Annotated in this window: 15 protein-coding genes; 3 read left to right on the top strand and 12 right to left on the bottom strand. The window is 34.1% G+C overall.

Going from position 1 to position 12,470, the window contains the following annotated elements; genetic code table 11:
• Positions 1-215: 215 nt before the first annotated feature.
• From ABH960_RS10395 to ABH960_RS10360, 8 genes are all read right to left on the bottom strand, one after another.
• Positions 216-1,346, bottom strand: coding sequence for an N-acetyldiaminopimelate deacetylase (locus tag ABH960_RS10395; protein WP_404444916.1), 1,131 nt, complete (start codon positions 1,344-1,346; stop codon positions 216-218).
• A 61-nt stretch (positions 1,347-1,407) separates the two neighbouring features.
• The gene (gene dapD, locus ABH960_RS10390) at positions 1,408-2,130 is read right to left on the bottom strand and encodes a 2,3,4,5-tetrahydropyridine-2,6-dicarboxylate N-acetyltransferase (protein ID WP_002128886.1); all 723 of its coding nucleotides are present in this window, start codon (positions 2,128-2,130) and stop codon (positions 1,408-1,410) included.
• A 71-nt stretch (positions 2,131-2,201) separates the two neighbouring features.
• Entirely contained in the window at positions 2,202-3,086 is an 885-nt protein-coding gene (locus ABH960_RS10385) for a transcriptional regulator CcpC (protein WP_003191095.1), read from the bottom strand.
• 177 nt (positions 3,087-3,263) lie between these two features.
• Positions 3,264-3,707: a cyclic-di-AMP-binding protein CbpB gene (gene cbpB, locus ABH960_RS10380; RefSeq protein ID WP_002066926.1), complete on the bottom strand. Its 444-nt coding sequence runs from the start codon at positions 3,705-3,707 to the stop codon at positions 3,264-3,266.
• A 169-nt stretch (positions 3,708-3,876) separates the two neighbouring features.
• Positions 3,877-4,068 (bottom strand): antirepressor AbbA, encoded by a 192-nt coding sequence (gene abbA, locus ABH960_RS10375; protein ID WP_002145987.1) that lies wholly within the window; start codon positions 4,066-4,068, stop codon positions 3,877-3,879.
• A gap of 127 nt (positions 4,069-4,195) precedes the next feature.
• A complete protein-coding gene (locus tag ABH960_RS10370; protein WP_002088343.1) occupies positions 4,196-4,714 on the bottom strand; it encodes a ribonuclease H-like YkuK family protein in 519 nt (172 codons plus the stop codon).
• 74 nt (positions 4,715-4,788) lie between these two features.
• Complete coding sequence (locus ABH960_RS10365; protein WP_002033828.1) at positions 4,789-4,938, bottom strand: hypothetical protein; 150 nt, start codon at positions 4,936-4,938, stop codon at positions 4,789-4,791.
• A gap of 185 nt (positions 4,939-5,123) precedes the next feature.
• Complete coding sequence (locus ABH960_RS10360; protein WP_000055151.1) at positions 5,124-5,360, bottom strand: YkuJ family protein; 237 nt, start codon at positions 5,358-5,360, stop codon at positions 5,124-5,126.
• Between the two features lie 232 nt (positions 5,361-5,592).
• Here ABH960_RS10360 and ABH960_RS10355 point away from each other — a divergent pair, with 232 nt between their 5' ends.
• Positions 5,593-5,829 carry a glutaredoxin domain-containing protein gene (locus tag ABH960_RS10355; protein ID WP_002014835.1) on the top strand — a complete coding sequence of 79 codons (237 nt, stop codon included), beginning with the start codon at positions 5,593-5,595 and terminating at the stop codon, positions 5,827-5,829.
• A gap of 25 nt (positions 5,830-5,854) precedes the next feature.
• On the opposite strand, the gene ABH960_RS10350 is transcribed toward ABH960_RS10355, so the two are convergent.
• From ABH960_RS10350 to fadH, 3 genes are all read right to left on the bottom strand, one after another.
• On the bottom strand, positions 5,855-6,343 hold the full coding sequence (locus ABH960_RS10350) for a DUF3993 domain-containing protein (protein ID WP_002014834.1): 489 nt from the start codon (positions 6,341-6,343) through the stop codon (positions 5,855-5,857).
• 183 nt (positions 6,344-6,526) lie between these two features.
• A complete protein-coding gene (locus ABH960_RS10345) occupies positions 6,527-7,744 on the bottom strand; it encodes an EAL domain-containing protein (RefSeq protein WP_002066923.1) in 1,218 nt (405 codons plus the stop codon).
• Between the two features lie 255 nt (positions 7,745-7,999).
• The gene (gene fadH, locus ABH960_RS10340; RefSeq protein WP_002128892.1) at positions 8,000-8,764 is read right to left on the bottom strand and encodes a 2,4-dienoyl-CoA reductase; all 765 of its coding nucleotides are present in this window, start codon (positions 8,762-8,764) and stop codon (positions 8,000-8,002) included.
• A 198-nt stretch (positions 8,765-8,962) separates the two neighbouring features.
• On the opposite strand from fadH, the gene ABH960_RS10335 reads away from it, so the two are divergent.
• Both ABH960_RS10335 and ABH960_RS10330 read left to right on the top strand, forming a co-directional pair.
• Positions 8,963-9,820, top strand: a complete 858-nt coding sequence (locus ABH960_RS10335) for a metallophosphoesterase (RefSeq protein ID WP_404444906.1) — start codon at positions 8,963-8,965, stop codon at positions 9,818-9,820.
• A 97-nt stretch (positions 9,821-9,917) separates the two neighbouring features.
• Complete coding sequence (locus tag ABH960_RS10330) at positions 9,918-10,154, top strand: hypothetical protein (protein ID WP_002014830.1); 237 nt, start codon at positions 9,918-9,920, stop codon at positions 10,152-10,154.
• A gap of 166 nt (positions 10,155-10,320) precedes the next feature.
• On the opposite strand, the gene ABH960_RS10325 is transcribed toward ABH960_RS10330, so the two are convergent.
• Positions 10,321-12,429 (bottom strand): polyphosphate kinase, encoded by a 2,109-nt coding sequence (locus ABH960_RS10325; RefSeq protein ID WP_002014829.1) that lies wholly within the window; start codon positions 12,427-12,429, stop codon positions 10,321-10,323.
• Positions 12,430-12,470 lie beyond the last annotated feature (41 nt).

The raw sequence follows: 12,470 nt of genomic DNA, 5'->3' as shown, positions 1-12,470 counted from the left end.
AGTAAACATATATAGGGTAGTTAAATAATTATCTTCCCTATTAGCAATAATTAATAATGAGCAGTGGCTAAAAACCCCCCTGCTCATTATTAAGACGTCAAATTTAACTTTACTCATTTGTATGAAGATGTCTAACACTAACGAATACGAAAGATGTTTTCGTCTCTGAACTAAGAAGTCCCCACTCTAAACTATTGCACAATTAGCGAGTAAGTTCACTTTCTATTTCCCTTCCACTTCACATATTGATTTAAAAATACAATTGCTTTCTCAATAACCTCTTCGTCTGGTTTTAATTTCGCATGATGTAAACCATATTCTGAATTTACTCCAAGCCAAAACATAAATCCAGGTATCTCTCGAAGCATATAACCAAAGTCTTCACCTGTCATTGCCTCCGTACACGTAATTACGTCCATATTCGTTTGTTCACGTGTAAATTGCATAAACTCTCTCGTTAGCTCCTCATGGTTATACACTTGATGATACATCGCTCCGTAGTCAATAACAGCTTCACATTGAAAAGAAGCTTCTATTCCCGCAACAATTGCCTCAATTCGGCTTTTAACACGTTTCATTGATTCCACTGATAGCGTTCGAATTGTTCCTTCTAAACGAGACTTTTCTGCGATAATGTTTTGAACTGTACCACCTGTAATTTTCCCAATTGTAATTACCGCACTGTCAAGAGGGTTCACATTACGACTAATAACTGATTGAAGTTGTGTAACGAGATGACTCGCTGCAACAATCATATCATTTGCTGTATGCGGATATGCAGCATGTCCACCTTTTCCTTTTAAATCAACGTATAGCTCTGATGTATTCGCAAATAATAAACCTTCTTTTGTCGCGATTGTTCCCACAGAGTATTCAGGCGCAATATGAAGTCCAAGAATCATATTAGGCTTCCATTCTTTTAACTCATCGCTTTCTAACATAGGAAGTGCACCACCTGGACCTTCTTCAGCTGGTTGGAATATAAACACAAGATCATCATCTATTCTTTCGCTTACAGCCGCTGTTAGAAGTCCTAAACCGATTGTTGCATGCAAATCATGTCCACATGCATGCATCATTCCTTCATGGACAGAAGAGAATTCATATCCAGTTTCCTCTGTAATTGGTAGACCGTCTATATCTGCACGATAACCTATTATTTTTTCTGGATTTTTTCCATTTACTTTAACAATTACACCTGTTTTCCATGTTTTCACTTCCAAATATTCATTAGGAAGCGTTCCTATATAATCTAAAATATACTGTTGTGTTTTCCACTCTTTAAATCCAATCTCCGGAATTTTATGTAAATCTCTACGAACTTGGACAAATTTGCTTACTGTCATTTTTGCACCTCTATCTATAAAAAGCGTAAGAGCACATTCATGCTCTTACGCTTTTTATTTTTTATTTCTCTGGGTTTAATTGACGAAGCTCTTGTTTAATTTCAGTTTTTGCTTTTGTCTTCTCATCAATTTCTTTAATTACACGTGCCGGAGTTCCCGCAACAACTGTATATGGAGGCACATCTTCTGTTACAACAGCTCCTGCTGCTACAACTGCACCTTTACCTACTGTAACGCCTTCTAGAACAACTACATTTGCACCAATTACAACATCATCTTCAACGATAACTGGTTTTGCAGAAGGTGGCTCAATAACACCGGCAAGTACAGCACCTGCACCTACGTGACAGTTCTTACCAACTGTTGCACGTCCACCAAGCACTGCGTTCATGTCGATCATAGTACCTTCACCAATTACAGCACCGATGTTAATTGTTGCATTCATCATGATAACAGCGTTGTCACCAATTTCTACATGGTCACGAATAATCGCGCCTGGCTCAATACGAGCTTTAATACCTTTTAAATCAAGCATTGGAATTGCAGAATTACGACGGTCATTCTCAACTACATAGTCAACAATGTGCTTGCTATTTTCATCAAGAATTGTCTTAATTTCAGACCATTCTCCGAATAATACACCAGATTTTTTATTTACAAATGCTTGTACTGTTTCAGGGAATGTTACCTCTTTTAAATCCCCTTTTATGTATACCTTTACAGGAGTTTTCTTTTCACTGTTTTGAATAAACGAAATAATTTCGTTAGCGTCCATCATTTTCATTCTTGTTGCCTCCTAAATCCATTTATAATGTTACTCTACCAAACGATAGAGCGAGTAGCAAGACAATAATCTTATTTTCCCATTTGAATTTCTTCTATAATTTCTAAAAATGCTTGTACTTGCTTCAACTGCCTTGCCGAGTCACTCGTCAATAACCATGTTTCTCTCGTTAATTGAACAGGTGTTTTATACATATTTTCCTGCACTTCTTTTAAAACAGTCGAAGGTAAAAGAGCATAACCTATTCCATTTAAAACAAGCTGTTTGCACGTTTCAATTTGGTCAACTACAATCGTTCGCTTAGGTGGATTTGAAAATAATCCATACCACCAATTTTGTATTTGTCCATAGTAGGTCGAATCACTTTTAAATTGAATAAATGGTCTATTTGTCTCTTTTAACATCGAAATATCTTTTATTTCTTTATCAACTAAATATAATTCATCTTCAAATAATTGTTGTTTCTGCCCTTTGTATTCTTGTGATCCTCTCAGTATAGCAACATGAACGTCTCCTTCATAAAATTGCTTTTGCACTTCACTACTCCAGCCAGTAAACAGAGATATCTTCACAGAAGGATACTTATGCACAAATTTTTTCAAAACAGGTGGAAGCCAATATTGCCCAATGACTGATGCAACAGCTATTTTTAACGTACCGTATGTTTCGGTTCTAAAAAGAGCCAGTTCACTTTTAATACCCTCTTCCCGTTGTAACATTTCTTTTGCATAATTTGCAACTTTTTCCCCTTCAGGTGTAATTGTTAATCCTTTTTGTGAACGAATAAAAAATTTCATTCCCCATTGTTTCTCCATAGATTGTAATCGTTGACTAAGCGCAGGTTGGGAAACAAATAAACGTTCCGCCGCTTTTCTCATATTTGATTCCTGAGCTAACACAACCATCATTTGAAAATCATCAATTTGCAACTTTCTCCCTCTTTCCTTAGCTTCCATACACCTAATTTTAATAAGTATTTCATCCTTAATTTAATTGCATACTTTTATACATTAGAACGGTTTGTTAGTTCAAACTTTTCTTATGCTTTATGTCTTTTTAAATATAATACATACACAACTGATATGCACGAAAAAAAGTGACTTCGCCTTTTCTGTGAAGTCACTTTCCCTACGTTATCGATTATGCTGTCTCACTTTTTTATTCAACAATTTTAAAATAGCCCGCCGTGTTAAAATACCCTCGAAGTAACCTTCTTCATTGACAGCGCAAATAAAAGGATGATCAATTGTCATTTCTAAAGCTTTTGCAAAAGAATCTTCTAACATAAGAACTGGAATCTCTTCCTTCATCACTTGTTCCACTTTCATATTCTCAAGTCTTTCAAACTCAATGCGCTCTAATCCTAAAATACCATCTAAAATCATAGCAGTACTAATTAACCCATGTAATTTATACATAGGGTCTAAAACAGGAATCGCCGAATATCCAGATTTCACAAGAACGAGTAAAGCATGTTCTAGACCATTCCCTATTTGTACATGTGCTACTTTATCTGATGAAATCATTAAATCCTTCACAAGAATTTGTTGAAACTCGTCTTTCGGAATACTAATCATGTTACATCCCCCATTTTTCCTTTTTCCTGCTAATATTCTCCGATCCTATTCACATTTTATGATAGCGTTTTCATATTATTATTTTGTCCTGACATTCTTCTAATAAAAATAAAAATACATAACTATTTTAGCATATAACATAAAAAAAAGACTACCATTCCGGTAGTGCTTAATACCCTTTATTTTTTAATCGGTAAAACAATCTTGTAATTTTTTTATATTGCGTCACATCTGTCTGTTTTAAACCATTCTCAATGTCTGTAAGCTCCACCGCTAAAATTTCGCTCGCGTAATTTTGCTGAAACAGAATATCCAACAATAAATTTTCTTCTTCTCTTGTTAAAACAAATTCCTTTTCCATATGCTCCTCTCCTTGCACTCGCATCATCACTCTCATTATATAAATTTTTCAGTCTATTTAACAGATGTAATATTCAGTTTTTGTTAGAAATACTTAACGACTGCGAATATATAGACATCATTTCACATTATTTTGTATATCTGTTTGCGTAACTAAATGCCGCATAAGCATCTGGTTTAATTTTTGCTGTTAATCCCATTGCTTGAATTTTCATCGTCATATCTAAAATAAATTCTTTTGTTAAACCATCATTCCCGATATCTAAATGAATTTCCATTATGAATCCTGCTCCATCTTGAGCGTATGGGTGCAATAAATCCCATATCGCTTGTATATGATTGGGAGTAAATAGATAGGCGATTTCTTGACTAAACTGTGTTTCTAAATATATTTTCTCTCGCAACGTTGCTGGCTTATTTTTCACTGATTTATGATGCAAACATCCCCATGCTCCTTTTCCAACACGATGAATATGTATCGCCGTAATAAACCTCGTATCCTTTTGATGCGCTTGTGAGTCTGTCCCAATAGATAATCGATATAAATTTCGCGGATCCTTTTCAATGAAACTACAAATACGGTTAAATACCATATCAAAATTCAAATGTCTCTCTGAAACATTATAAAATGTATACTCACCGTCCACATAGTCACGTCCTTTCAATTAGACAGACTTTTCGTATTCTCATTGTATGGGACAAAAACAAAAATTATAACTTACTACCCTTTATTCGTTTCAATATTTCGAATTACATAATTACAAAACCTACATGTATAAATTACATTTTGATTAGACTGGGCGGTTAATACGTGATTAATTTCAGCATGACTGTGACAATTAGGACAAATAACAATCGGTAAGCGTTCCATCCTTTGCACCTCCTATTAATATTTACTATCATTGTAGGAAAAATAAAAAATTCCTATACATATACATTTGTAAAAACTCTTTTATTTAATCGCGACTTAAATTACAACTTCTACTACCTATATAGCCCATTAATTAATATAACTAAAAAAGGTACCGCCATTTGGCAGTACCTTTTTTATATGTATCAAGAAATGATATCGTAAATCTCAATTGCAACCATATCGATGTTATCGAATTGATACACTTGAGGTTTTTCACCTTGTTGATACACTTCTAACTCATACATTTCACTTTTATCGAAAAATTTCACGCTACATTTGCGCTCACCGTTCACTTCAAAATAGCGTTGTGCTACTTCACCGCTTTCAGCTTGTTCTTGTAGACTAACAAGTCGAGTTAAAATTCCTTGGAGTAGAGACATGAAATCTCTCCTTTCTCTGATCTTCCTACCAATAGGTTTTACAGCTATACTCATTCTATCCGTCATAACAGAAAAAACGTTCCACAATCTAGGATAAAGGTTCTTGGCAAGAAACTCAACTAAAATTTGTCGAAATAAGAAGTAAAAAGATGAAAGAGCATCTTTTTACTTCTTTATTGCGCTTTTTATACTGGCAGAATATAATAAACAACAGAAAAAGGGAGGAATTACAATGAAAAAAATTGAGGTTTATACACAACCTGATTGTCCGCCTTGTACCATTGTAAAAGAATTTTTAAAACATAATAACGTTGTATATGAAGAATTTGACATAAAAAAAGACGCTGCTGCACGCAATCGTCTTTTATATGACTATGAATCCTATTCAACTCCAACAGTTGTAATTGACGAAGAAGTTGTGGCAGGTTTTCAAATTGAAAAATTACAACAGCTACTCGGTATAGAATAGGAATAGGCGACACCTATTCCTATTCTCATAATTGTTGTAACCTTTTTATTTCAGTCAACAGTTCCTGACTTTCATGATACCCTGCTAATTTCCATTTTCCATTATCCTTTTGCAATGTCACAATTTGATATTGTCCACTCTTTGTCCGCTCATAGACATATAAATTTTTATGTTCTTCATCATAAGACATTTTTGTTTCTGAATTAAAAGAAAACGGAGCTTCTTTTGCTGGAAGTAAATATTCACCACTTTGTTTTTCATTTCTACTGTTTTCATCTGTAAAAACTTGAAGGAAATTATTTGTAAAATATGGTGATAACGTCTCTATCATCTTATTCATAGGTATTTGCTTCCCGCGGATTGAAAATTGCGTCTCATAACCTTTTTGTATCGTTGTAAACACTTCTTTCCGATCCACTTTCACTTCTTCTTTTCCTAAAACAGTTGTGACACTATAGCCAACTAGAAAGGCAACACATATAAATAGAACAAACCATATTCCATATTTCTTCATTTTTTCACCTTCCTTTTAAAAGAGCTTGTCTTTGTAGTATTCATTGTAACAATGATTATGCAAAGAAAGGGATGATTTCGTTCGTAAAATCTTTACAACTATAGACAGCATTTTCATCATCATTTTCACTATTACCAATTTATGATAAAAACAAACAAAAAAATACACGAATCTCTTCGTGCATTAAAATAAAACATCTTCTTCATATAAATATTCGTACGATAAATCTATAAATAAAAAGTTTTCATCATCAATAGGGAATGAAAATGTTCGTACCATTTCACCAGTTTCGATATCAGCATATAAATCTGAAAGTCTTGCCTTATTCTCAAAACGCATTTTCATTATATTTTCTAGAAAATACGGGCGCCAGCTCCAGTTCTTCATATAATACTCTGGCATAATGATCCATCCACCATCTTTTTTCATAACATTACCCGATTGTTGAAAACCATCTTCATTACAAATAAATATCCGAAAACTATATTGTGATATGCTTTGGCTAAATTGTAATAACCAATCATTTATATCTTCATTCTTTTTTTGTTTTGACAGAACATCACCAATTCGATCACGTAACATCTCTGTTAAATTATAAATTTTTTGCAACTTCTTCTTCTCATGCAGAATAAATTGATGACATTCATTACCAAGTCGCTCTTTTAAAACATTCGTTTCAATAAAATCAGGTAAACATTCTTTCAAATAATTACCTTGATAATATCTACCACCGTTTTTCCAAGCATATTGTAGTTGATAAAAAGCATCAATTTCTTCATATAACAATGTCGCACCAATTCTTCTAGCAAGTAAAGATAAGGAATATAAAATATCTTGATAAGATTGTAAAAGTGCAGTTTGCCTTAAATTTGTTAAATCTACTTTTAAAATATCCGGTGCTAATACGCTAATACGCTCTAAATTACTTGTACCCGTTCCGACTTTATTAATCGAAATTTGAATACCATATGTACGATAATACATGAGTAAATGATTAAATTGTTCTATATCTTCTTTACATTCATGTTCTGTTATTTCCAGAACAATGCGTTGTAAGTTCAAACCTTGTTCTTCATACATCAGCAAAAGTTGAAGTAAACTTTCATCTTCATCATTCATTAATACATTAGCATTCCGATGTATAAATAATAATAATTTTTGATCCGTTTCTAAATACCTATTTAACGCTTTTTCTACGATGATGTTATCCGCTTCAAGTTGGAACTCACTCGGAATAGAATCATCATGGAAGAAAGATGCTAAACTTTGTATGCCCTCTTCTGTTTGAATACGTCCTACAACTTCATATCCAATTACTGTATGCTCATCAGCACTAAAAATAGCTTGATAATAAGGAAGGACTTTATCCAAGTTACTCATTACATCTAATGCATCTATCAACGTGCTTCCCTCCCTTTACTTTTCAAAAATTATAACACGATATTTACGGAAAAATAATAAAAAATCCCTTCAGTTTTCCTGAAGGGATTAGAGGGGTAAAATGCTAAGGGGAATTAGCAATTCTACTATGAAGAAAAAAGAGGTCTTAAATATAACGTATATATCCCCTCTTGTAAACACATTTCTTTTAAGTGTCACAATTTCGTCATATTTTACCACAAAGAAATGAATAAATCATTCGTTTGTTCATCCCTTTTAAAATGGATATTGATGCAAATGCTGGCCACCATCCATTGTCATACAAGTTCCATTTATGTATGCAGCTTCATCTGAACATAAATAATAAGCTAGACCCGCAATTTCTTCTGGTGTACCCATTCTACCAAGTGGAACACTTTGCAATGTACGCTTAGCCATTTCTTCTGAAATCCATAATTTATCGGCACCACCTGTACGTTCAATTGGTCCTGGTGCGATAGCGTTAACTCGTATTCCATATTTACGTCCCCACTCAACAGCAAGAGTTTTTGTCATCGCTAATACACCAGCTTTAGCTGCTGCCGAATGGATAACCCCTGGGCCTGCATCCCATGCATATGTTGCCACCATGTTAATAATATTTCCTTTTATACCTTTTTCAATCCAATATTTCCCAATAGCCTGACTACAATAAAATGTGCCATTTAATACAATATTAATTACCGAATTCCAGCCATTCACAGATAAGTCCTCTGCTGGACAAATAAAGTTTCCAGCTGCATTATTTATTAAAATATCAATTCGTCCAAACTTCTCATCAATATGTTCAATCATTTTTTGAATATCATCAGTATTTCGTACATCCATTTGTACAGATAATACTTGCCCTGGAAACTGTTCAATTTCTAACTTTGCTTCTTCTAGCTTTTCTTTTGTACGCCCTGTAATAACAACACGTGCCCCTTCTTTCGCAAAACGTATCGCCATCCCTTTTCCCATTCCACTTGATCCACCTGTTATAATAACTACCTTCTCTTTCACATACATCCCCTCCAAAAAAAATGAATACACATTCATTTTATCACTTTATTTGATAGAAATCTTTATATTTTTCAATTTTTCTGATATTTTAACGTAAAGAGGTTTCTTTTCGTTCATTTTTTTCGTAATCTATACTACTTTTTTAGTATTTAAAATATATTTTTAAAAAAACTGAAGGGAGGTTCGAGTAACCTGTATATGAAGAAAATTACAAGAAGAAATTTTTTAAAATCTGGAATACGCACTTGTCTATATTCATTTATAACCGCAAGTATCGGCTATTATTATGCTAAATATATAGAGCCCTATTTGCTTTCTTTTACGCAACACACACTTAAATCACCGCTCATACCAAAAGGTTTTCATGGTATGAAGATCCTTCAATTTAGCGATTTACATCTAGGATACTATTTCTCTCTCCAACATTTATCTCAAATCGTTTCCAAGATTAATGCTGAAAAGCCAGATATTGTCCTTTTTACTGGTGATCTCATTGATGATTACCAAACATATACCGAGGCTTCTTTTGTTGCATCCATTTTAAAGAATATACAGGCACCCTTCGGTAAATTTTCTATTTATGGTAACCACGACCATGGCGGATATGGAACTGAATACTATGATCACATCATGCGCGAATCTGGATTTGAACTTTTGCAAAATAGCGAAAAGCGAATTCGTTTACTGGATAATAGTGAAATTTCTATTTTCGGACTCGATGATATGCTACTGGGTAAACCAAAAATAGCGGAAACTTTACAACATGCAAAACAAAATATTTATACAATTGTTCTCGTTCACGAACCAGATATCGCGCCACAAATCGCTACATATCCAATCAATCTTCAACTTTCTGGTCATAGCCATGGCGGACAAGTACAAATTCCTTTTTTAGGTGCTATTATTACCCCGTCGCTTGCAAAAGAATACCTTGAAGGTTTCTATAACATTCAAGGTTTGACTCTCTATGTCAATCGAGGTATTGGAAGAACACGTGTCCCATTCCGCTTTATGTCAAAACCTGAAATTACACTCTTCATCCTACAACATTCGTAACAATTCGCCTATTTCCTTACATATCCTTCCTTGTACGCGCTCATCCACGCTTGGTCCACCATATGATAAAAATGAGTCCAGTAAAGGAGGTTTGTTCATGTATCCATATTATCAACCGATCCCAGTTCGTTCAGCACCTTTTGGCCCAGCAGGCGACTCACGCTTCTTTCCATTTTTCGGTGTTCCATTTCTAGCTGGAATTGCTGGAGGATTGCTCGGTGGAGCATTAGCTTTCGGGCCTAGACCGTTTTATCCGCCTTATCCACCGCCTTTCCCACCACCAGCACCTTTTCCTTGTTACGGAGGGCCTTGTCAACAACCATACTATTATTAATTTAAACCAACCATTCTTCTAATGTTTTTCTCTCAACGAACCAACTCATCACACGCCTATAATAAAAACTATTCTCTCTACTCATCCTTCCATTTTGAGAATATATGAGTAGAGAAAAAAAGTAAAAACCTCTTAAATTCAATAAGAGGTTTTTACTTTTTTCACACTATTCAGCGTCTGTATTTTGATACGCCATCTTAAATAAATTCACTTGGCTATCAATTTCTTCTATACTACTATTAATTATATAATAATAGTCACCATCTTTATTTTGTTCACGTGTTTTCACATTATCAGCTAAAACCAGCTGTAAAATTGCCTTTATTCTCGCTTTCATTTCAATATCTAAAATTGGGAAGGATATTTCTACTCGTTTTTCCATATTTCGCGTCATCAAATCAGCTGAAGATAAATATATTTTTTCATCTCCATTATGATGGAAATAATAAATACGACTATGTTCTAAATATCTTCCAACAACACTAACTACACGAATATTTTCACTTACATTCGGAATCCCAGGTCTTAAACAACATGTCCCTCTAACGATGAGCTCTACCCTTACCCCAGCTTGTGATGCTTCATACATTTTTTTTATTAATGGTTTATCTGTTAACGAATTCATTTTAGCGATAATATATCCATTTCCATATTGTCTATGATAACGGATTTCCTCATCTATTAACTCCATAAACTGCTCTCTTATATCAAACGGGGCAACAGATAAATGATGAAAATGCGGTTTTTTTGTATAACCACTCAAATAATTAAAGAAATTTGTTGCATCTACACCAAAGTCTTTTCGCGATGTAATATATCCAAAATCGGTATACAACTTCGCTGTTGCATCATTATAATTTCCGGTTCCAAGATGTACAAACCTTTCAATTTTTCCGTTTCTTCTTCTTACAACTAACGTAATTTTACTATGCGTTTTCAAGTGACTTACTCCGTAAATAACGTGACATCCGGCCTGTTCCAATTCTTTAGCCCAATGAACATTATTCTCTTCATCAAACCTTGCCTTTAACTCAACCAATACCGTCACTTGTTTTCCTTTTTCAGCTGCTACCTTCAGCGCCTGAATTATTGGAGAATCTCCACTTACACGATATAATGTTTGTTTGATCGCAAGTACATTCGAGTCATCTGCCGCATCACGGACAAAATCAACGACTGGCTGAAACGACTCAAAGGGATGGTGTAATAAAATATCATGTTCTATCGCTTTTTCAAATACATCTTCCTCATCACCTAAATCTTGAGGAGGTTGAGGAATAAGAGCCGGATATACTAGATGTTCATATAAAGGCGCTAATTTTTTATATAAGGAGAATAAACATGTTAAATCTAACGGTCCATCCATCATGTACACATCTTCATCTTTTACTTCTAACACATCATACAATAACGCTAACACTCTTTCATCAATGTGTTCTTTACCAACTTCTAAACGAACGGCAGCTCCCCACTTACGCTTTTTCAATTCTTTTTCAATTACTTTTAATAAATCGCGTGCACCTTCTTCATGGATCGTTAAATCCGCATTACGTGTAATACGGAAACGAGTAACAGGTGATACGTTATATCCTGTGAATAGTTTATGAGTAAAACCACTAATTACATCTTCTAATAAAATAAATTTATGTTTTTGCCCTTCACTCGGTAAAAATATGAAACGCTCCAGTAATGAAGGCACTTGTACAATTCCTAACTTCGTACGATTTTCTTCCTCAGCCTGTTGCTCATCATATAAAATAGTAGCTAAATTCAAACTTTTATTTAATAACATTGGAAATGGACGATACGCATCAATAGATACAGGGGTTAAAACCGGAAATATTTGTTCATCAAAATACTCCTCGATAAATTCCCTTTGCTCTTTCGTCAAATCATGGAATGTTAAACGCTCAATCCCCTCTAGTTCAAGCGCTGGCAATACATAATTTTTAAACGTTTCATACTGCACAGTCATTAACTCATGCGATTTTATCGCAATCTTATTTAACTGTTTCTTTGGTGTTAAACCTGCTTTATTTTCTGGCTGATTAAATCCCGCACTTACTTGATCTTTCAAACCTGCTACGCGCACCATAAAAAATTCATCTAAATTCGAACTAAAAATACTAATAAACTTTAGTCTTTCTAATAGTGGATTATTTTCATCTTGCGCTTCTTGTAATACACGTTCATTAAATGCTAGCCAGCTTAATTCACGATTATTATAATACGCTGTATCATTTAAATTTACTAAATTCCCCTTTAGCAATTCCATTCTCTTCACACTTCCCTTTGAAACTTTTTCACTATAATTTA

The organism is Bacillus sp. RC252 (genome assembly GCF_044909215.1).
Taxonomy (GTDB): domain Bacteria; phylum Bacillota; class Bacilli; order Bacillales; family Bacillaceae_G; genus Bacillus_A; species Bacillus_A mycoides.
Note: the sequence above shows the minus strand (reverse complement) of the source record. Positions and strands in the feature narration are given on the sequence as shown.

What these genes read in the sequence shown, in the direction of transcription:
- ABH960_RS10395 (WP_404444916.1), bottom strand. Translation starts at nt 1,346, where the DNA reads ATGACAGTAAGCAAATTTGTCCAAGTTCGTAGAGATTTACATAAAATT.
- dapD (WP_002128886.1), bottom strand. Translation starts at nt 2,130, where the DNA reads ATGAAAATGATGGACGCTAACGAAATTATTTCGTTTATTCAAAACAGT.
- ABH960_RS10385 (WP_003191095.1), bottom strand. Translation starts at nt 3,086, where the DNA reads ATGGAAGCTAAGGAAAGAGGGAGAAAGTTGCAAATTGATGATTTTCAA.
- cbpB (WP_002066926.1), bottom strand. Translation starts at nt 3,707, where the DNA reads ATGATTAGTATTCCGAAAGACGAGTTTCAACAAATTCTTGTGAAGGAT.
- abbA (WP_002145987.1), bottom strand. Translation starts at nt 4,068, where the DNA reads ATGGAAAAGGAATTTGTTTTAACAAGAGAAGAAGAAAATTTATTGTTG.
- ABH960_RS10365 (WP_002033828.1), bottom strand. Translation starts at nt 4,938, where the DNA reads ATGGAACGCTTACCGATTGTTATTTGTCCTAATTGTCACAGTCATGCT.
- ABH960_RS10360 (WP_000055151.1), bottom strand. Translation starts at nt 5,360, where the DNA reads ATGTCTCTACTCCAAGGAATTTTAACTCGACTTGTTAGTCTACAAGAA.
- ABH960_RS10355 (WP_002014835.1), top strand. Translation starts at nt 5,593, where the DNA reads ATGAAAAAAATTGAGGTTTATACACAACCTGATTGTCCGCCTTGTACC.
- ABH960_RS10350 (WP_002014834.1), bottom strand. Translation starts at nt 6,343, where the DNA reads ATGAAGAAATATGGAATATGGTTTGTTCTATTTATATGTGTTGCCTTT.
- ABH960_RS10335 (WP_404444906.1), top strand. Translation starts at nt 8,963, where the DNA reads ATGAAGAAAATTACAAGAAGAAATTTTTTAAAATCTGGAATACGCACT.
- ABH960_RS10330 (WP_002014830.1), top strand. Translation starts at nt 9,918, where the DNA reads ATGTATCCATATTATCAACCGATCCCAGTTCGTTCAGCACCTTTTGGC.
- ABH960_RS10325 (WP_002014829.1), bottom strand. Translation starts at nt 12,429, where the DNA reads ATGGAATTGCTAAAGGGGAATTTAGTAAATTTAAATGATACAGCGTAT.